The organism is Nostoc flagelliforme FACHB-838, from assembly GCF_014698065.1.
GTDB classification, from domain to species: domain Bacteria; phylum Cyanobacteriota; class Cyanobacteriia; order Cyanobacteriales; family Nostocaceae; genus Nostoc; species Nostoc flagelliforme_B.
Map to the genome: position 1 here is coordinate 20,358 of NZ_JACJSI010000021.1, position 19,401 is coordinate 39,758.

The following is a 19,401-nucleotide window of genomic DNA, read 5'->3' on the forward strand; positions in this document are numbered from 1 at the left end:
GAATTTGGACAAAAATACTTACAGTCATTGCGTACTCATAACGAGACGCTACGCGTAGTTTGCTTCTCCTTAAGAGTATGCAGTTCGTTAAAAAAATTGACTTTGGCAAGGAGTTTTAGCCTTAACTGAACTGTATTGACTTATACTACTCATCAATACTTGTCGGTTAACGGAAAAAGGGGAATGGGAAAGGGGAAAGAAAAAACCTTTAACCTTTTCCCAAAATCAAATTCCAGTTTAAAATCTAAAACCCGAGCAGTATTGTACCCCTCATAAGCAGTGAGGAGCTAGTTTAAGCTAATCGTCATTTTTCTAGATTGATTAGCTTGTAGTAAGTGGCTCTAGCCTTGTTTTTATGTAACTTAAATGCTCATTAGCTTATCTATAAAGATGAATTAGTAATTTTTTTAACTAGACTTTACAAATATTCTCTGACACCAGATGCCTTGACAAAATCATTAAGTCACCCTAAAACATAGCTTAACCGAAACGCCCTGAAACGTAGTCGCGGGTGCGGGGGTCTAGTGGGTTGTTAAAAATTTGCTCTGTAGCGCCAAATTCGACCATTTGACCAATTCGACTTTCATCAGTGCTAAAAAAAGCTGTAAAATCAGAAACGCGAGCAGCTTGCTGCATATTGTGGGTAACGATCGCAATTGTCAACTCAGACTGCAAACTATGTAGCAGTTCTTCAACTTTCATCGTAGCGATGGGGTCAAGAGCCGAGCAAGGTTCATCCATTAACAGAACTTTTGGCTTGACTGCTAAAGCACGAGCAATACATAATCTTTGTTGTTGACCACCAGAAAGCCCTAAAGCTGATTTATCTAGTTTATCTTTGACTTCATCCCAAAGAGCAGCGCTTTGAAGTGCAGATTCGACAATTTCATCTAATTCTAATTTTGAATACCTACCTGCTATTCTCATACCGTAGGCAACATTTTCGTAAATGCTTATCGGGAAAGGATTTGGTTTTTGGAACACCATACCAATTTGGCGGCGTAACCGATTAATGTTGACACGAGGAGCATAAATATTTTGACCAAAAAATTCTACATTTCCTTCAACTTTTACGGGCCCTTCTAATTCGCTAATGCGATTAAGAATTTTGATGAAGGTAGATTTACCACAACCACTAGGGCCAATAATTGCGGTTACTTGATTTTGATAAATATCTATTGACACCTTTTCAATCGCTTTTATCGTGCCATAGTAAAAACTGATATTTTTAACTTTGATAGCTGGAATTAGGTTACTCATGCTTTCCCAAGGTGCGAAATAAAACAAAAATTTATTTTTACTTTTTTTTAGTTTATCCTTCTCTGCTTAATAACTAAGCGAGAAAGAATACTGACAAATAAAATTAAGCTGAGTAGAACTATAGAAGTAGTCCATACTAATTGACCTTTTTGCGGGTCGGGATCGTTGTAGAGATTAAAAATCAATACTGGTAATGAAGCTGTTGGACTTAATAATCCTTCTGACCAATCTAGATTAAATAAGGCAGTAAAAATTAAGGGTGCTGTTTCACCAGCAGCACGAGCTACAGCTAATAAAATGCCTGTGGTAATTCCGGGAATTGCAGCAGTCACAACGATGCGAAGAGTAGTTTGGAAACGAGTTCCACCCAAAGCGGCTGAGGCGAGGCGTTGAGATGTAGGAATAAGTTTTAAGGATTCTTCTGTTGTCAGTATAATTACAGGTAGCATAATTACGGCTAAAGCAAAACCACCTGCGATCGCACTAAATCCTTTAGTTACCAAAACTATCACACCGTAAGCGAATACGCCTACAACAATTGAGGGCACACCTGTCAAAATACTGCTGATAAAACGAACAAAACCAGCAATTGAGTTGGTTTGACCAAATTCCGCCAAGAAAATTCCTGTCATTATCCCTGTGGGAATGCTTAAAATAGCACCAATCAATACCATGATTACGGTTCCCAGGATGGCATTGGCAAAGCCATTGTCAATCACTGTTGTGACGAACATCTGTGATTTCAGCCCAGATATTCCTCGAATGAGAATTTCCCACAAAATTGATAATAAAGGAATGAGTGCTAGACCTGTCAAACCAAAGGCGATCGCATTCATTGCATAAGTAAATATTACTCGTTCTGTTGGCAAAGGACTGCACAGTTCTTTCGCCAAATATTCATCAGTTTTTGATTGGATATAACCACTCATATTTTTTAAATTTATGATTGATAAATTTTCTGATACACTGAAATCAAAATTTATATTTGAGTTATGAAGCTTGTTTCTTTTAAAGAATATAAAGGGTACAAATAGAATTTTATAAGCTTTTTTATCTCGCTATATTTTCTATCTGTACGTCTTGCAGCATTGTGGCAGTTTTAAACTAATATAGTATTACTTATGTTTTCTGCCAACCCACTTCACTAATAGTACAGCGCCAATATTTACAGCTAGAGTCAACCCAAATAAAATCAATCCCAAATAACTTAAAGCACCTATATGTAATCCCGGTTCAGCTTCGGCAAATTCATTAGCTAATACAGAGGGAATTGTATAACCTGGATTGAGTAAAGAAGCAGTGATTTGAGCAGAGTTACCAATCACCATAGTGACAGCCATTGTTTCACCCAAAGCACGCCCTAAGGCGAGCATTGCTGCACTCACTATTCCAGAAAATCCAGATGGTAGCAAGACGCGAAAAATTGTTTCCCAACGGGTACCGCCTAAAGCCATAGATGCACTACGTAATTCTTTAGGGATAGCCATTAAGACATCGCGAGTAATTGCTGCCATTGTGGGCAAAATCATGATGGCTAGAATAATTCCAGCAGTTAGCATATTTGTGCCAGAAGGATCTTCTGTATTAAACAGTGGTATCCATTTAAAAGTGCTGGCGAGCCATTTTTGTAGAGGTTCTAGAATTGGAATAAAGACAAAAATCGCCCATAAACCAATAATGACACTAGGAATTGCTGCAATTAATTCAACAACAAATGCTAAGGTTGTTCGCAACGATGAAGGTAAGAAATTTTCACTTGTGACTAAGGCTACTGCTATTCCCACAGGGACAGCGAATAAAATAGCGATCGCACTACTTACCAAAGTTCCATAAATATAAGGTAATGCACCAAAAATCTGATTACCTGTATCCCAATCTTGACCCCATAAAAAACCCAGTCCAAACTGCTTAATAGCTGGGAGAGCTTCGGATAAAATTACCCAACTCATCACAAATAGGACTGCAACAGTAATCACGGCAAAAGAGTATACTAGCCGTGTAAAACCTTGGTCAAACCAGAGATTTGTGCCGCCAATAGCTGTTAAACTGAAATTTTCATCGCCTAAATTTGAATCATCTGATGAATTTCTGTCGGCTGGTTCCGATAAATTTGCCATTACAAATCAATAAAATAGATTTTTTATTGCTAATAGAGTGAGTTTTAACTCACCCTATTAGGATAGAAAAGTAGTAAGATTGCAAATTAAGGTTTGACAGTACTATTGACTGTCTGAAGCACCCGATTTGCTACCTCAGATGGAATTTTGGTGTAGTTGAGATCATCGTTATATTGTTGACCGTCTTTCAATACCCAATTAATCCATTTCTTGATAGCATCGGCTTTAGAAGCATTAGCATACTGTCTATAAACCATCATCCAAGTAAGACCGACAATTGGATAACCTTGTCCTGGATCTCCTACGAAAACGCGGTAGTTATCTGGGAAACTCACAGTTGACAAAGCTGCATTTGCAGATTCTAAAGAAGGAGCAACAAATTCTCCTTTCTTATTTTGTATCAGTGCTGATTTCAGGTTGTTTTGGACAGCGTAGCTATATTCTACATAACCGATAGAACCAGGAGTACGAGCTACTACAGCAGCTACGCCTGGGTTGCCTTTGCCTTTGAGGACGTTTGGCAGATTCCATTTTGGAGCTGTGTTAGCTCCAACTCTGCCTTTAAAATAACCACTGATTGCACTCAAGTGATTGGTGAAAATGAAAGTTGTACCACTACCATCAGCGCGAACAGCAAACTTAATTGTTTGAGATGGTAGATTGACACCCGGATTGTCAGCTTTAATTTTTGCGTCATCCCATTTGGTAATTTGACCTGAATAAATTGCTGGTAGTGTAGTGCGGGACAACTTGAGATTATTAACACCTGGAAGATTGTAAACAACAGAAACAGCACCGCCTGCTGTAGGTACTAAGATTACACCGTTCTTGACTTTAGCGATTTCATCATCTTTCATTGCAGCATCACTACCACCAAAGTCAACTGTTCCAGCAGTGACTTGACGAATACCGCCACCGCTACCGATTGCTTGATAGTTAATTTTCAATTCTGGATATTTCTTCTTAACTTCACGAGCATACCGTTCGTAAAGCGGAGCCGGAAAAGTTGCTCCTGCACCATTCAGTGTTTCAGCTTGGGCGATCGCACCAAAAAACGGACTAACTGCAATAGAAGTTGTCACCACTGAAGTAGCAACGACACGATTCAAGATGCTGGTCGAAAAAATCATATTACCCGTAATTAAGGAATACTCTTCTGCTGTAGTTTCAGCCTTAAACTAAATTACATTTTTTATGGTTAACGATGAATAAACGAAGCATTAAGGTAGGTTTAAATATTGCTTTTAACCATAAATATTTTTTGCTGATTAATATTAATTTATTTTTGCAATTTCCTAATCAGCCGCCATCTAATATTATGTGATTGATGTTTGTTTGCGGCTACAATACAACACCAAAAGTATAAGTAATCCTATTCCTGCCAAATATTTAATGGCATCAGGTACGCTGGGATTCGGTGAAAAAAAGCCTTCGATCACACCAGCAATAATCAATATTGGTACAATCCCAAATACTAACTGCACCGCCTGAGAGCCGTAAAATTTCAGTGCATCTCCACGGCGATATTTACCAGGAAATAAAATTGCTTTTGCTAATAAAAATCCTGCACCTCCAGCAAAAAAGATCGCAGGTAATTCCAAGGAGCCATGCGGCAACACAAAGGCCCAAAAAGGATAAGCTAGATTATTTTGACCCACCAAAGTAGCAACAGCACCAATCAATAAGCCATTAAATACCATTAAATAAGCTGTGTATGCTCCAGCCGTGATGCCACCGGCGACAGCCCCAAAAGACACCGACAAATTATTGACCATGATGCCGCTGGATGCCAGAGGTTCAACGCCGACAATTGACCCCATCCACAATTTATGCTCATCTCGCACCTTGGCAATCAAGTTTTCAGGTACGATCAACGACATAAAACTGGGATTTTGCCAAGAATACCACCAAGCCACTAGTGCCCCTAGTAGAAACAACGCCGTCGCCGCAGCAATGTATGCAAATGTTTTCTGAACTACAGATGGTAATCCCCAACGGTAAAATTCTAGAATTGCCTCCCATTCCTGTCGCCGTGAACCTTGGTAAATCTGCGTGTAGGCACGAGTTGTTAAAGATTGTAAACTTTGGATTAAAGTATTGCCGATTTGCTGAGTGCGGGCACGGGCCAAATCTGCGGCTACTGAACGATACAAACTCGCTAACTCTCTAATTTCTGCTGCCCTTAAGGACTTTAACCCTTTTTTTTCTATTTGCCTTAATAGGGCATCCAGACGCTGCCAATTTGCTTCTCGTCGTGCAATCCAACGTTGAATATTCATGAATTTTGGGAACACTGACTTTAACTTAGCTTAAGATAACCTCAAATTGATCTCCGTAGTTTCAAGGGAAATTTGCCATTATGTCTGAAAATTTTGGATCTCCCAGTCCCATACAACCACTGAGTGTAGGAAATGTTGTCAGTGCTGCGGTGCGGTTGTATCGTTCTCATCTGAAGGAGTATTTTTTATTGGCGCTGAAAGCTTATGTATGGGTACTGCTTCCAGTTTATGGATGGGCTAAGTTTTATGCTCTTTCAGCGCTGATTTCTCGTTTGGCCTATGGCGAGTTGGTCAATCAACCCGAAAGTATTTCGTCAGGTGAACGTTTCGTCAATTCTCGATTGTGGCAGTTTTTAGTCACAATGCTGTTAATGTTTCTGATTGGTATAGGGATTGGCTTAGGTGTTCTAGTTTTATTTGTCTTGTTTGGTTTTTTCTCAGCGTTCGTAGGGTTAGGACTACAAGGAAATTCAGTTACTTCTATTTTCATTGTTATCCTCACGATTGTGCTGAGTATTGCGGCAATTGTGGCAGTTTTATGGCTTCTTACACGATTTTATTTAGTAGATGTGCCCCTTGCTATTGAAGATAATGTTGATGGTATATCAACTATTAGCCGTAGCTGGCAATTAACTCAAGGTAACGTATGGCGGATTCTGCTTATCTCATTTGTGGGCTTTTTAATCACAATACCTGCTCAAATTGTTCTCCAGATTATTTCTGCTGTGATTCAGGGAATTTTCTCACCCTTGATAAACGAAAATTCTACTATTTTTACGCCAATTTTTCTTGTGTTGATTCTCGGATTAAGTTTTAGTACTGGCGCAATAATTTTGCCATTTGGGCAAGCAATTAAAGCTGTTATTTACTATGACATGCGAAGTCGTCGTGAAGGGTTAGGCTTGAAGTTACGCGATCGCGAAATTTAAACGACAGTATAAAGACGATTATGCACCTTTTCAATAATGTTAAATTTAATACTCCAGAAAGTGTAGAGCTAGAATTTACTCTTGCTGGAATCGGAAATCGTGCCTGGGCTTTGCTCATTGATTATCACATTTTAGCTGTGATTTTAGTGGGATTTTTCACAGCTTGGTCTATCATTTCAGTCTCGTTAGGAGATTTTTGGGTAAATATTTTCGGTGCTGGCGTGACTTTGTGGTTGATTGCGATCGCATTCCTTGTTAGTTTTATTATTTACATCGGCTATTTTGTATTTTTTGAAACTTTATGGTTTGGGCAAACCCCTGGTAAACGAGTTGCTAAAATTCGCGTAGTTCGAGATGATGGGAGACTCATCGGGTTACAACAAGCAACTCTACGTGCCTTACTGCGACCCTTTGATGAGATTTTTTTTATTGGCGCTTTTTTAATTATGTTCGGTCGTCGTGAAAAGCGCTTAGGTGATTTGGCTGCTGGCACAATTGTAATTCAAGCCCAAACAGCCACTGCATCTGCAACATTGATAATTTCAGAACAGGCTAAATTACTCTATGAACAGTTAATTGAAATTGCCGATTTCTCACAATTGATGCCAGATGATTTTGCTGTTATTCGTGAGTATTTGCAGCGACGTGGCGCAATGTCGTTAAAGCCCAGAGCATCACTATCTCTAAAGTTAGCCGAGCAAGTTGTAGATATTATTAATTTAGAAAAGTTGCCAGAAGCTGTTACATCTGATGTTTTTTTAGAAGCAGCTTACCTCGGTTATCAAAAACCGGAGTTTTAGATGAGAAAAACTATAAAATTTCTATTACGACATCTGGGGAAAAGTGGAGACGTAGCATTGCTATGTCTCTATAAGGGTTCTGGATAACGCATCGCTATATTTACTAGTGAAGGGTTTATACTGGATTTTCTACAATTATCTTACTGAAGATTATCTCAAATGCTGCTTCTACATTCAATTTTTTAGGAATATTTACAACACACCTTTTGTAGTAATAACTCTCTGTTTCGGTTATTACTGAGATAAATTTAATTGTAAAAAATAATTAGTAATATGTTCTAACGCACTGAGAGTCAAAACCTTGGTAGGAACACCTTTTTGCACATCTTGCAAAAGGTTGAGGATCTTGTTGGCGATGGGAAGCGCCCGAATAGCACCAGCAGCAAGCTTGGCCTGCTGTGCGTCTTTTGTTGGATCTTTCGCTGCCAGTATTTTCGACTAAGGTTGAAATTTGAAAATCACATCCACCCTCCAATTTCCGCATCAGTTAAGGGTTTCTCTAACTTACTATATTCTGTCTGAGCAGCCCGTAATACGTGTTTCATCTGCACTGCTTCCCCAGCATCGGCAGCTAAAAAAGCTGCATTTAAGGCTATGTTACGGATATTACCCCCAGCGACATTGAGTCGTGCTAGTTGCAGAGCATCTAAGTCTGCGGTTGGGGTTTCAGCTGGAAAAACGCGTCGCCAAATCTCTGCTCGTTGGGTTGTATCGGGGAAGGGAAACTGCACCACAAAGCGAATCCGCCGCAGGAAGGCTGTATCAATTGCACTCTTCAAGTTTGTGGTTAAGACTGCTAAACCTGGGTAGCTTTCCATCCGTTGCAATAGGTAGCTAACTTCTATATTGGCATAGCGATCGCGGGCATCTTTAACTTCACTCCGTTTACCAAATAAAGCGTCAGCTTCATCAAATAACAAAATCACCCCGCCTTGTTCTGCGGCATCAAATACCCGGCGCAAATTTTTCTCTGTCTCGCCAATATATTTGCTGACTACCGATGATAGGTCAATACGATATAGGTCGAGGCGCAATTTATGAGCCAGCACTTCTGCCCCCAAGGTTTTACCAGTGCCACTAGCACCTGCAAATAAAGCGCTGATTCCTAATCCCCTAGCACTCTTGCCACCAAAACCCCAATTATTATATACAGTACTACGCTGACGTACATGAGCCGCAATTTCCCGGAGAATTTGTTTTTGTGCCTCTGGTAATACCAAGTCCTCCCAATCACCAGATGGCTCAATTCTCTGGGCGAGTTCATCCAAGCGTGGGCGTGCTTGCACACGACAGGCATCCCATAAAATATCGCTGATATCACTTTCTGGCGTTTGTGCTAACTGTCCTACGGCTTCTGCACAAGCAGCGCGAATGGTTGCAGCACTTAGGTTAAACTGATCTACTAAGATTTTAACTTGCCCGTTCATTTGCGGTGCAATTGTACTTAGTGCATCTTGCCAAACAACACCTTGTTCTTTGCTACTTGGTTGATCTACGTCAAAATTAACTACTAGGCGTTGTGATAAACCTATCCTTTCCCGACTCGTGACTATTAAAAAGCCCTTTGTGCGTTCAATGAAACGAGCGATCGCATTTAGCCGCGCTGTATCATTAGTATCTAGTTCGTTGCAGTCTATGAGCAACGCACACTTACTTAAAATCGTCTCACGAGTCCATAGGCGGATGAGATTATCCAAGTCGCTAGGTAGTAAGGGAATGACTTGTGCAGGCATTACCCACAGACTTAAATCATGAAGTTGACAAATTGTAGCGGCAATGGCGCGTTTGCTAACACTCTCATTACTACATAATTGGATAATTGGCAAGCTATTAACCTTATAAGCTTGCGACCAAATTGCTGCTACTCGCTCTGCTAAATCTTGGTGCGAGGGTACTAAATCACTAACTTCTTGTAATGGTTCAATGATGCCAGCTAGCCGTTCGTCAAGATATTGGATACCCGTGAGATAATGTAAAATTCGCTCATCAATTCTTAAAGGACTGAGGGTCAGGGCATGACCATCACCAATTTGAATTAACCGCCAATGACGTAAGAGAGAATTTGGAGCGATCGCATCCCAGTGGACATCAGGTAAAGCTGCCAAAGCTAAACTTAAGGTTGGGTAAGCTCGTTGGGAATCGCCGTGCATCATAGCACATAATTTGGCAAAATCTCCATTCAATTCCATACCTGCACACAACAGCAACAAATTACGCTCAAATAATGAGAGGCTAAACATTGTGCATACTCTCTCCAATGCCGATGGTGCAGGCATAGCAGCAGCAGCTTCCTCTAAAGCTTGCAGTAAATTCTCTTGGTCTTTCTCTTGAGGTTGATTTTGTACTTTTGCCGCGTAATTTTCTAAAATATCACGCACCACGGCTAGGGCTGCTGATAGGTAGCGGTAGTTTGCATCATCCCAATTGCGATTAATCGTTGTAGCATTCATAAAATAGTCACCTGTGGCGAATCATATTCCCCAGACTGATTCTTGTGCAGTGGACTTTCCGCTCCATCTACCCGCACCCGGACAATATAAGTTCCTGGCTTGATGTTTTTGATCGGAATAGTAATTGCATCAGTATCTTCAGTACGTGATGCAACAAAGAAAGAGTACGCTGACGGGGTATCACCTGATGCCTCATTAAGTAGCAAAACTACTCGCTGTGCCTTACCAACTTTGGGCTGGAATTTAACGGTAATTTCTGCTGTGCGTAAATTGTCGCCGCTATTTTCCACTTTAGCGACGAATGATGTAATTATTGGGTGTAAGACAAAAGCCGCAACATTCGATTCAACTAAAAGATCCATTTGCCCTACATTACCCATTCTCAGGTGTACAACTTGGATACCCTGTACACTTGCGTATAAATCTGGCGGGATTAACAGGCTGATTTGAGTCTCTTTTACTTCTTGAGGTACTATTAGTGTCTCCGTATTTCCCAAACGAACTCGTGTGATTTCACCGCGTAACCGTTTACCACGAATTACTAATGTTGTGCCTGTAACAATCATTCGCTCAGTCTTAGCCGGAGCCATAACTTGCTCTATACTCGGCTGAGACAAGGGCATCATATAGAAACCTTCAGAGTTGTCATTGCTACTCTCAATCAATACCATTGATGCCAGATAGGTTGCTGAAGGTCGATAGTGTGTTTGTAAAGCAGACCATAACTTAGAAGTTTCTTCCATGTTAAAAAACTCTGGAGTCAATTTGATCTGCCCAATTTGTTCAGCTAAATCCGAAACAGATACACTTGCTACAGCTTGCGAAAAAGCACTTGAGGTATTGGTTGTAGATGCATTGATCAAAGTGTTTTCAAGAATATCAGATGTAATAGCTGGTGTTTTATGTAACAAATGCATTGCGTAGCCAAGTAAAAGCTCCGCTTGAAAATCTTTGGCTCCATAAGCTGTCAGCAAGTAATGGAGATCAAGAGCTAATGGTGGAGTCGGAGAGCGCGGGTTTCCATTAATACGTGAATGTCGGCTCCGAAATTCCTGAGATACCCAATCGACATTGCGATTCTGTGTCACTTGATAGAGAAAGAGGTTGAGTTGAGCACGCTCGTCAGCTTCAACTGAAATTCGATCAGGTGGTAGAGCAGTTACAATGACATCACCAACACTAGCAGTGATCGGATCACTGACTAAACCATTTTCCAGCAAGACTTTTAGTACTGCTGTCACGGCGGCTATAGAGAGCACATTACTCATCCTCATTCCTCATGGCAATAGCACATATTAATCATGTACGCCAGAATACATTGACAGAATATATTTTGCAAAACTTTAAATATTCTGTAGCGGGGATTAGGGATTGGGGACTAGTTGTTAGTAATCAGTCAAGCTAGTTTTGATGATTTGTAATCAGGACTTTAGTACTGAAAAAATAAGGGCTAAAGTCCTGACTACGAACTTGTTAACCCACCCATCAATTTGAACTTGACAGAGTATTAACTATGGATAAAAAAGAGTCCCGCTGATGATCGTAGTCGAATTTGCGTTAATTAATTTAACATCAGAAAGCAATTTCAACTACCACAGGTCTTAATTTTAAACATTTTATCAAATTGATAGGATTAGTTTTATGTTAAGCTGAGTATAATTAAATAAAGTACTAGTAGTATATATTACCGATGTCAATCTAAACTTACAAGCAAGTAAAACATTTGTAATACTAGTATTATCTCTGACTAAAATTAGCAGTTTAACGTAACTAGGATGGGTTTCCCCAGATGCAATCCCCACCTTCTTCAAATTCTTGGATTGGTCGCTTCGTAGGTGATAACGAACGATACCGTTTAGATAAACGTTTAGGCGGGGGTGGCATGGGAGATGTCTTCCTGGCAACAGACACCCGTGTAGGTCAGCAGGTAGCGTTGAAGTTGCTCAAAGATACGCTGGTGGCATCACAAGAAATGAGAAAGCGTTTTGAGCGTGAGGTGGCAGTTTGTGCTGCTTTGCAAAGTGACCACATTGTTAAGATTAATGATTGTGGTGTAACCCCGGAAGGTTTTCCATTTTACGTAATGGAATATTTGCGGGGGCAAACGCTTAGGCAATTACTGCTGCGCGAAAAGCGGCCATCGGTTGAGCGGACGGTAAAGATTATAGCGCAAGTTTGCAAGGGCTTACAGCTTGCCCATCAAGGAGTTACTCTGCAACGGGATGGAGGTAAAACCACTGAGCATATTCAGGTAATTCACCGCGATCTGAAGCCAGATAATATATTTTTAGTACCTACAGATTTGGGAGAGTGGGTCAAGGTTTTGGATTTTGGTGTTGCCAAAATTCGTAGTGAATCTTCAGAAAATTCCAATATTACAAATATAACTAGTACATTTATCGGTACATTTCGTTACGCACCTCCTGAACAAATCCAAAGCGATAAAAATTTGGATGCCAGAGGCGATATTTACAGCTTAGGGATTATCCTTTATGAAATGCTGAGTGCCGCTGACCCCTTTGGAATCAGCATTAAAGGTAATCATATTAGTGAAGCTTCTTGGGTATTAGCTCATGCTTATGAGCCACCCAAACCACTGCGATCGCAACCAGGGTGTGAGCATTTACCCGTAGAATTGGAAGCGGTGGTGATGAAATGCCTCCACAAAAACCCAGCTAACCGATTTGCAACAGTAGAAGAACTGAATCAGGCTTTGCAAGCTGCTGCTAAGTTTGCCACAGGAACTATTAATGTACCCGGACAAATTGCTGGGCAACCGCAACCTTCCTACAATCAAGGTTCAAATCACGAAACTGTTCCCAGACAATCGAACGACGACACTATTATTCGCCCTCCATCTGCATACAATCAAGGTTCAAATCACGAAACTGTTCCCAGACAATCGAACGACGACACCATTATTCGCCCTCCATCTGCATACAATCAGGGTTCAAATCACGAAACTGTTCCCAGACCATTTAACCCGATTGAGCAAAGCCAATCTGAGGAAACCGTTCCTCCCCTTCAGGCTGGATACAATCAAGGTTCAAATCACGAAACCGTTCCTAGACCATTTAACCCAGTTGAGCAAAATCAACAGAGTCCTGTGAATAATCAGAACGCCAACAAACCTGATGTGACGTTATTTCAACCACGATCAGCATTTAATCAAGGTGGACAACAAACACCACCAGATAAGACACTATTTCAACCGCGACCAGGATCTAATCCAGGTGGACAACAAACGCCACCAGATAAGACACTATTTCAACCGCGACCAGGATCTAATCCAGGTGGGCAACAAACGCCACCAGATAAGACACTATTTCAACCGCGACCAGGATCTAATCCAGGTGGGCAACAAACGCCACCAGATAAGACATTGTATCAACCGCGACCAGGATCTAATCAAAGTGGGCAACAAACACCATCAGATGCGACGTTGTATCAACCGCGACCTGCATCCAATAAAGGTAGATCACAAGCGCCAGTAGATGACACTATTTACCAACCAAGGCTAGTTGGGCAGCTAACTACAAAAATTTCTCCCAATTTTTTGCGAATCCTGGGAGTGGTCTTGGCTATTGGGCTGACTTTAGCATTGGCAACCTATATATATACTCAATCTCAATCTCGTAAAGAGCCAAGCAACCAGCAAAGTTTACCTAATAGCGATCGCATTCAAAACTAATCAACAAAGAGGCAGGAGAGCAAGGGGCAGGGCAATACGGTTCGGATAAGGTTTTTTGATGACACGCCCTAAGTCGCAAAGACCCAATAATATCATGTTCGACTTAATACTTATGTCATTGCGAGCGTAGCGCGGCAATCCCAAACCTTTGCGATTGCTTCATTCCACTTCGTTGCATTCGCAATGACATATTATAAGTGATTTGCCGAACATGATATAAATCGCTGTCTCTACAAAAGACTAATTCTTGTAAAAACGGCGATTTATCGCGTCCCTTGCCTTAATCTAACCGTATTGGGGGGCAGGGGGAACTAAAGGTACAAACCTCACCCGCAAGTGGCGTGATTTGTCCCCCTGCTCCCTTGCTCCCTGCTCCTCTGCGTCTTGATTCTGACTCCTGAATTCTTCAACTATATTCATCCCAAACTACGGGAAAGGAATAATCTGAAAACGCCGAGAAATCATGATTCTCACTGCGGGTTTCTTCATCTAAAACTTTGATAACTTTGTTATAAATGTCTTGTGCTTGTTGCGGGGAATCACCGATGCTGGTTAATCCCAATTTGCCAAACTGCGAAAGGCAACCCATAAGATGAAACACTGTACCCGTTTCTGTACAACTGTCGAAGTGCAGTCTGTGGTGAGCGATGACATCCATCAAATCATTAGGCAATAATCCCTGATAGCGCTCTTTTTGCAGATTATCAGTGGCAATATAGTATTTTGGACGACCCTGTTGACTATAAAATAAACCAGTGGAAAGGTCATAGCGCCCGTTGGTTAATAATTTCAGGGTCATGAATGGATGAGTTGTACCGCCTTTACGCAGGTTAATTTCAATTGCCTGAATATCCCACTCTTCATTTCCCTTGTCAACGGCGATAAAATCTACACCAAATCGCTCTAAAGTGCCTTTCTCTGCTAGCTTTCTGCCAACTTGTATTCCCAATTGCTGTAATTGCAATCGATATCTTTCATCAGCCGGAAAGCGACAACCAAGATAAATCTGGCCGTCTGGGCCTCCAAGAATTTGGTCGTGGGTTGAAAGTATTTCCACTTCACCAGTGGGTGTAATCCGTCCTTGGACGCTGGGCGATCGCTTAATTTCCCCTTCGACAAATGCTTCGGTGATTGCCCCTAATTCCGGGATTCTTCCAGAAAAATTTTCCCAAGTCTCTTGCTTTGCTTGAAAGCGCATTATTGAGAAGCGATCGCTAATTGCTGCTACCCTTTCGGCATGAGTACCTTTGCTTGGGGCTAAATTTTCAATCGGTCTCAGATCCAGCAATGCATTCCCTTCTCCAGAAATGCCTTCGTTGAGTTTTATTACTACCCGTTGTAATGTCGGTTGTCGTTCCCACAAATCAACGGTAGCCTCTGCCAAATCTTGATGATTCCAAATTTTTTCGCTGCCATCTGGATGCGGTACTCCACTTTCGGCAAAGATTTGCCGACTACCACTTTTTGTCCCCCAAATCTGTAAATTTGGTGCAGCAGCATACAGTGGTACACCTAATTTTAAAGACAATTCACCTTCCCAGTGCGAAGAGTTATAGCAGATCATAAATGATTTGTCTAGCCTCAAAGATTGATGAATCCGCTCTAGCAGGCGGGGGCGTTCTAAAATCTTTTGGCTCAGAGACTTAAGGGAGGAATCGTAAGTAGAAAGTAGTAGCAAACGATTGCGAGCATGAGAAAAAGGAATCCCTGGCAACAGTTGCAGATAATAATCAATGATACTAGGATGCAGCGGTACTGATGTTACATAAATCAGCCGAGTCCGGGGATTCCGCAACCGAATTAAGGAAAATAGTAATCTTTCTTCATAATGCTCGCAGCCTTCGATCTTTCGGAGTTCTCGTTGGTCGAGACTCAGAGAAGGAATAATTAAAATATCTGCTTCACTATTGTCAAATAGCTCGCTCGTTTTCCAGCGATCGCGCAGGGTTAATTGTAAGTGGCGAAATTTCTCAACCTGTTCTAACTCGGAAATATTTAGTGTTGCCATAACCCTTGCCCTCTAATGATCTCAATGTAGCGCACCACAGAGATTTTTGGAAGATGCATAGTTGCGGTGTTAGGATTCGGGTAATTATGCCAGATATTTAAAGAAATCGATCAGAATAAATTAAACTATAGCAAGCCGCAGATGCCCGACTTCTTAAAGATGTCAGATATCTCGTAAATCACTATTTACTTAATATATTTTCAGTCTTAAGGTTGAGACAAACCCAGCTTACTTTACCTCTACAGGGCGATAAAGTAGAGCAATATAATAGCTAACTTGAAAGCAGTTCAAGAAGATAAATTCTCCATTAGATTTTTTGTAATTAGGTGTGAGGATAAATAATGTAAGTTGCGTACAATTGCTAGCAATAAGTAAGTTTGGCAAACATCCAGGATATAAATGCCTAAAATTGCAAATGGCTAGTGAGAGTCAAACCAAAAAATAAACCTTGGGTTGAATTTTCGATCCAAGGTTTAGTTTTGAAATGGAGAATGGGAAAAAGCAAGGGAGAAGAGTTTTCTTCTCTGTATCCTCCACCCTACCCTCTACCTCTTTTCAATTCCTAATGCCCAATTCAATATTCAATTACCAAACCAGAAACTATGACTGAATCAAAAGAGCAAAAATTACAACCACCACAGCAACAACAACCACCAGGTGTTGAATCAGAAATGACACCAAAACCCAAAGCAGATGATGCCCAGTATCGGGGTAGTGGTAAATTACAAGATAAAGTAGCATTGATCACGGGTGCAGATAGTGGTATTGGTCGTGCTGTAGCGATCGCATTTGCTAAAGAAGGTGCAGATGTAGCGATTCTTTACCTAAATGAACACGATGATGCCAAAGAAACAAAACATTTGGTAGAAAAACAAGGCCGTCGCGCAGTAACCATCGCAGGTGATATTGGCGATGAAACCTTTTGTCAGCAAGCCGTACAACAAACAGTTGGTGAGTTTGGCAAACTCGATATTCTCATCAACAATGCCGCCGAACAGCATCCAAAAGAAAGTATCGAGGAAATCACCAAAGAGCAACTAGAGCGCACTTTCCGCACTAATATCTTCTCAATGTTTTTCATGACCAAGGCTGCACTTAAGCATTTGCAAGCAGGCAGTTCTATCGTCAATACCACATCGGTAACAGCTTATAAAGGTAATCCACAACTACTAGATTACTCGTCTACAAAAGGTGCGATCGTCGCTTTTACTCGCTCCTTATCAAAAAATTTGGTATCAAAAGGAATTCGCGTTAATGCTGTCGCGCCAGGGCCAATTTGGACACCTTTAATTCCCTCAACTTTTCCTGAAGAGAAAGTTGAAACTTTTGGTAAACAAGTACCAATGCAACGAGCCGGACAACCAGAAGAAGTTGCTCCTAGCTATGTATATTTAGCCTCTGATGATGGTTCTTATGTCTCTGGACAAGTATTACATGTCAATGGTGGAGATGTTGTCAATGGGTAAGTGAAAAATTAGTCATTAGTTATTAGTCATTAGTCATTGGTCATTCGCTTTGGATAAAAGACTAATGACTAATGACAAAGAAATAATTATTTCCAACTCTACCCTTTTTGTCATCCATTGGAGGGATGAGTAAATATAAGAATATTGATAATCTATCTAGCAGCAAACATTTAAGAAATAATAACTACGTCTATGGCATCTCCTACACCGCTGCATGGCACAGAACTAGTAGATTGTGCTAGAGCAAATGCCAAGCAAGGAATTGAAACTGCTGCTTATCAATGTGGCTATGGTCAAGACCTGAATAAATTTGCCAGAGAACTAAGACAAGCTTGTGAAGAAATGAATCTACAAGTGAAGGAACTCAGCGGATTGATTACTGACCAGGACATGATACTGCAATTGGGTACTGGCGAAATTGTTGCTCCAGATACAGAATCAGAATTGTAAAAATTAGTCATTTGTCCTTTGTCATTTGTAGTGTGTTATTCACTAATGACCGATGACTAATGACTCTTTTTATAAATTTAAAATTACTCGTGCCAAATTAAAGTAAATCAAAACGCCTAGTACATCAACTGCTGTGGTAATAAATGGTGCTGACATTAATGCTGGATCTAAACGGAGATAGCGAAATAGAAACGGCAGTGCTGAACCGGAGATAGAAGCTAAAAGAGAAATAGCTACCAAACTAACGCCTACAGCGATCGCAACTTCTAATCGTCCTTGCAGAAAATAAGCCCAGATAGTAGCGATCGTACCTAACATTCCCCCTAATAATAAACCTGCGATCGCTTCCCGACCAATTACTTGCAATGCGCCAAGCGATCGGATTTCGTCAGTGTTCATCCCGCGAATCACCACTGTGGAAGATTGGGCCCCCACGTTACCACCAGTACCAGTCAGCAAAGGGATAAACGCTGTCAATGTCACCACTTTTGCCAAAAGATCCTCTTGTGACTTAATAATCGTTCCTGTAATGGTATTGGTTACAAGTAAAACCAACAACCATACAACCCGCTTTCGCGCAATTTCCAATAAATTCATCTGAAAATAGTTGTCGCCCCCCGACTGCACACCACCACCCAAGGCATAGATATCTTCGGTGGTTTCTTGTTGCAAAATATCAATTACATCATCGACGGTGACAATACCTACTAAACGCTGTTCTCGATCTACCACAGGTACAGCCAGAAAGTCATATCTTTGGATTAATCTCGCTACTTCTTCCTGATCTGTATCAGTGTGGACGAATATCACATCACGCGTCATAATTTCGCCAATAATTTGCTCAGGCTGAGAAGTCACCAACTCCCGCAACGATACAATTCCCGTTAAGCGCCTTGCCGCATCCATAACATAAAGATAATAAATCATCTCACTGGCATTAGCTAAGTTGCGAATTCGCTCTAGAGCTTGAAATACTGTAAAGTTTTCTTTCAGCGAGATTAACTCTAATGTCATGATTCGCCCAGCCGTATCAGCTTCATAACCCAATAGTTGGGCTGTAGCTTGGCGTTCTGCTGGACTCAGTTGTTCTAGCAGACGATTGACGACTTTTGCCGGTAATTCATCAAATAACCTAGCTCGGTCATCCGGCGACATTTGATCGACAATATCGCGGACTTCTTGACTTTTAAGTTCCTCGATTAAACGTTCTTGAACGCTGTAGTCGAGATATTCATAAACCTCAATTGCCTCATCCTTAGAAAGCAAGCGAAAAGCCAAAGCATGCATCGCTTCTGGCAAACCCTCAATTGCCTCGGCAATATCCGCAGGCTGCACAGGCACGAGAATAGCTTTTGCTCCCTGCAAGTCTCCCGTTTCCAGGAGCATTTGCAGCTGAGTCCGCACTAAATCTCGCAATTCCCTGCGTGAGACATTCTGGATGGTAGAGTTTAAATTGTTTATCTCAGTCAAAATCCACTTTCCTTAGCCAGTTCGAACAAGGTTGCTGCCCTTAGTCTAGGGGAAAGTGGGAATGTACAACAAACATCAAACTTATAATTTTTCTGATTTTAAGTAAATTAAAAAGTTTTGTAAATAAATGCAAAGATAAGGGTTTCGTATGGTAATAATTTGTGGAGCGTCTTGTTTGCCCAGCATATCGTAGATAAAAGAATAAATATTAAACCACTATTGGGTTTGGAGTTTGATTTTCTAACTTATGGTATAAACAACCTATTCTAACTGAAAATCTTGCGTAGCAAGGATTATATTATTCCTCTGATAAAAATTATTAAAAAGCACTAAGTCAGCACTATATCTCTGCTATTGTTTGTAACAAATATATAAATTGATAGTCAAGATGAAGCATAGATGAGTGATACTTTTTCAAATCTTTAAATATTAAAATTTTTCTTTATACAATTTTTATATAATGAATAATTATGTGGGTAAA

14 protein-coding genes are annotated in these 19,401 nt (G+C 40.8%); 5 read left to right on the top strand and 9 right to left on the bottom strand.

The window, feature by feature from the left end:
* Positions 1 to 480 precede the first annotated feature (480 nt).
* From pstB to H6G97_RS13145, 5 genes are all read right to left on the bottom strand, one after another.
* On the bottom strand, positions 481 to 1,260 hold the full coding sequence (gene pstB / locus H6G97_RS13125; protein ID WP_190941031.1) for a phosphate ABC transporter ATP-binding protein PstB: 780 nt from the start codon (positions 1,258 to 1,260) through the stop codon (positions 481 to 483).
* Between the two features lie 47 nt (positions 1,261 to 1,307).
* Entirely contained in the window at positions 1,308 to 2,189 is an 882-nt protein-coding gene (gene pstA, locus H6G97_RS13130; protein ID WP_190941032.1) for a phosphate ABC transporter permease PstA, read from the bottom strand.
* Positions 2,190 to 2,375: 186 nt separating this feature from the next.
* Positions 2,376 to 3,377, bottom strand: coding sequence for a phosphate ABC transporter permease subunit PstC (gene pstC, locus H6G97_RS13135; protein WP_190941033.1), 1,002 nt, complete (start codon positions 3,375 to 3,377; stop codon positions 2,376 to 2,378).
* 86 nt (positions 3,378 to 3,463) lie between these two features.
* Entirely contained in the window at positions 3,464 to 4,507 is a 1,044-nt protein-coding gene (pstS, locus tag H6G97_RS13140; protein ID WP_190941034.1) for a phosphate ABC transporter substrate-binding protein PstS, read from the bottom strand.
* 186 nt (positions 4,508 to 4,693) lie between these two features.
* Positions 4,694 to 5,656 (bottom strand): stage II sporulation protein M, encoded by a 963-nt coding sequence (locus H6G97_RS13145; RefSeq protein WP_190941035.1) that lies wholly within the window; start codon positions 5,654 to 5,656, stop codon positions 4,694 to 4,696.
* A gap of 80 nt (positions 5,657 to 5,736) precedes the next feature.
* On the opposite strand from H6G97_RS13145, the gene H6G97_RS13150 reads away from it, so the two are divergent.
* Together H6G97_RS13150 and H6G97_RS13155 are read left to right on the top strand one after the other, a co-directional pair.
* Entirely contained in the window at positions 5,737 to 6,585 is an 849-nt protein-coding gene (locus tag H6G97_RS13150; protein ID WP_190941036.1) for a DUF975 domain-containing protein, read from the top strand.
* A gap of 20 nt (positions 6,586 to 6,605) precedes the next feature.
* The gene (locus H6G97_RS13155) at positions 6,606 to 7,385 is read left to right on the top strand and encodes an RDD family protein (protein WP_190941037.1); all 780 of its coding nucleotides are present in this window, start codon (positions 6,606 to 6,608) and stop codon (positions 7,383 to 7,385) included.
* 458 nt (positions 7,386 to 7,843) lie between these two features.
* Here H6G97_RS13155 and H6G97_RS13160 read toward each other — a convergent pair whose 3' ends face one another.
* Together H6G97_RS13160 and H6G97_RS13165 are read right to left on the bottom strand one after the other, a co-directional pair.
* Positions 7,844 to 9,835: an ATP-binding protein gene (locus tag H6G97_RS13160; RefSeq protein WP_190941038.1), complete on the bottom strand. Its 1,992-nt coding sequence runs from the start codon at positions 9,833 to 9,835 to the stop codon at positions 7,844 to 7,846.
* Positions 9,832 to 11,103 carry a Pvc16 family protein gene (locus tag H6G97_RS13165; RefSeq protein ID WP_190941039.1) on the bottom strand — a complete coding sequence of 424 codons (1,272 nt, stop codon included), beginning with the start codon at positions 11,101 to 11,103 and terminating at the stop codon, positions 9,832 to 9,834. The genes H6G97_RS13160 and H6G97_RS13165 overlap by 4 nt, the downstream gene beginning before the upstream one ends.
* Before the next feature lie 521 nt (positions 11,104 to 11,624).
* Here H6G97_RS13165 and H6G97_RS13170 point away from each other — a divergent pair.
* Positions 11,625 to 13,526, top strand: a complete 1,902-nt coding sequence (locus H6G97_RS13170) for a serine/threonine protein kinase (RefSeq protein ID WP_190941040.1) — start codon at positions 11,625 to 11,627, stop codon at positions 13,524 to 13,526.
* Positions 13,527 to 13,932: 406 nt separating this feature from the next.
* Here the strand turns inward: H6G97_RS13170 and H6G97_RS13175 are convergent, their stop codons facing one another.
* Entirely contained in the window at positions 13,933 to 15,534 is a 1,602-nt protein-coding gene (locus H6G97_RS13175; protein ID WP_190941041.1) for a peptide ligase PGM1-related protein, read from the bottom strand.
* Positions 15,535 to 16,136: 602 nt separating this feature from the next.
* Here H6G97_RS13175 and H6G97_RS13180 point away from each other — a divergent pair.
* Complete coding sequence (locus tag H6G97_RS13180) at positions 16,137 to 17,000, top strand: SDR family oxidoreductase (RefSeq protein ID WP_190941042.1); 864 nt, start codon at positions 16,137 to 16,139, stop codon at positions 16,998 to 17,000.
* A 192-nt stretch (positions 17,001 to 17,192) separates the two neighbouring features.
* Positions 17,193 to 17,450, top strand: a complete 258-nt coding sequence (locus H6G97_RS13185; protein WP_190941043.1) for a hypothetical protein — start codon at positions 17,193 to 17,195, stop codon at positions 17,448 to 17,450.
* A 69-nt stretch (positions 17,451 to 17,519) separates the two neighbouring features.
* Here the strand turns inward: H6G97_RS13185 and mgtE are convergent, their stop codons facing one another.
* A complete protein-coding gene (gene mgtE / locus H6G97_RS13190) occupies positions 17,520 to 18,920 on the bottom strand; it encodes a magnesium transporter (RefSeq protein ID WP_190941044.1) in 1,401 nt (466 codons plus the stop codon).
* Positions 18,921 to 19,401: the final 481 nt, after the last annotated feature.

Coding starts and splice junctions, on each gene's coding strand:
- H6G97_RS13185 (WP_190941043.1), top strand. CDS start 17,193: ATGGCATCTCCTACACCGCTGCATGGCACAGAACTAGTAGATTGTGCT.
- H6G97_RS13175 (WP_190941041.1), bottom strand. CDS start 15,534: ATGGCAACACTAAATATTTCCGAGTTAGAACAGGTTGAGAAATTTCGC.
- pstC (WP_190941033.1), bottom strand. CDS start 3,377: ATGGCAAATTTATCGGAACCAGCCGACAGAAATTCATCAGATGATTCA.
- H6G97_RS13160 (WP_190941038.1), bottom strand. CDS start 9,835: ATGAATGCTACAACGATTAATCGCAATTGGGATGATGCAAACTACCGC.
- pstS (WP_190941034.1), bottom strand. CDS start 4,507: ATGATTTTTTCGACCAGCATCTTGAATCGTGTCGTTGCTACTTCAGTG.
- H6G97_RS13145 (WP_190941035.1), bottom strand. CDS start 5,656: ATGAATATTCAACGTTGGATTGCACGACGAGAAGCAAATTGGCAGCGT.
- H6G97_RS13180 (WP_190941042.1), top strand. CDS start 16,137: ATGACTGAATCAAAAGAGCAAAAATTACAACCACCACAGCAACAACAA.
- H6G97_RS13150 (WP_190941036.1), top strand. CDS start 5,737: ATGTCTGAAAATTTTGGATCTCCCAGTCCCATACAACCACTGAGTGTA.
- pstA (WP_190941032.1), bottom strand. CDS start 2,189: ATGAGTGGTTATATCCAATCAAAAACTGATGAATATTTGGCGAAAGAA.
- H6G97_RS13170 (WP_190941040.1), top strand. CDS start 11,625: ATGCAATCCCCACCTTCTTCAAATTCTTGGATTGGTCGCTTCGTAGGT.
- H6G97_RS13155 (WP_190941037.1), top strand. CDS start 6,606: ATGCACCTTTTCAATAATGTTAAATTTAATACTCCAGAAAGTGTAGAG.
- H6G97_RS13165 (WP_190941039.1), bottom strand. CDS start 11,103: ATGAGTAATGTGCTCTCTATAGCCGCCGTGACAGCAGTACTAAAAGTC.
- pstB (WP_190941031.1), bottom strand. CDS start 1,260: ATGAGTAACCTAATTCCAGCTATCAAAGTTAAAAATATCAGTTTTTAC.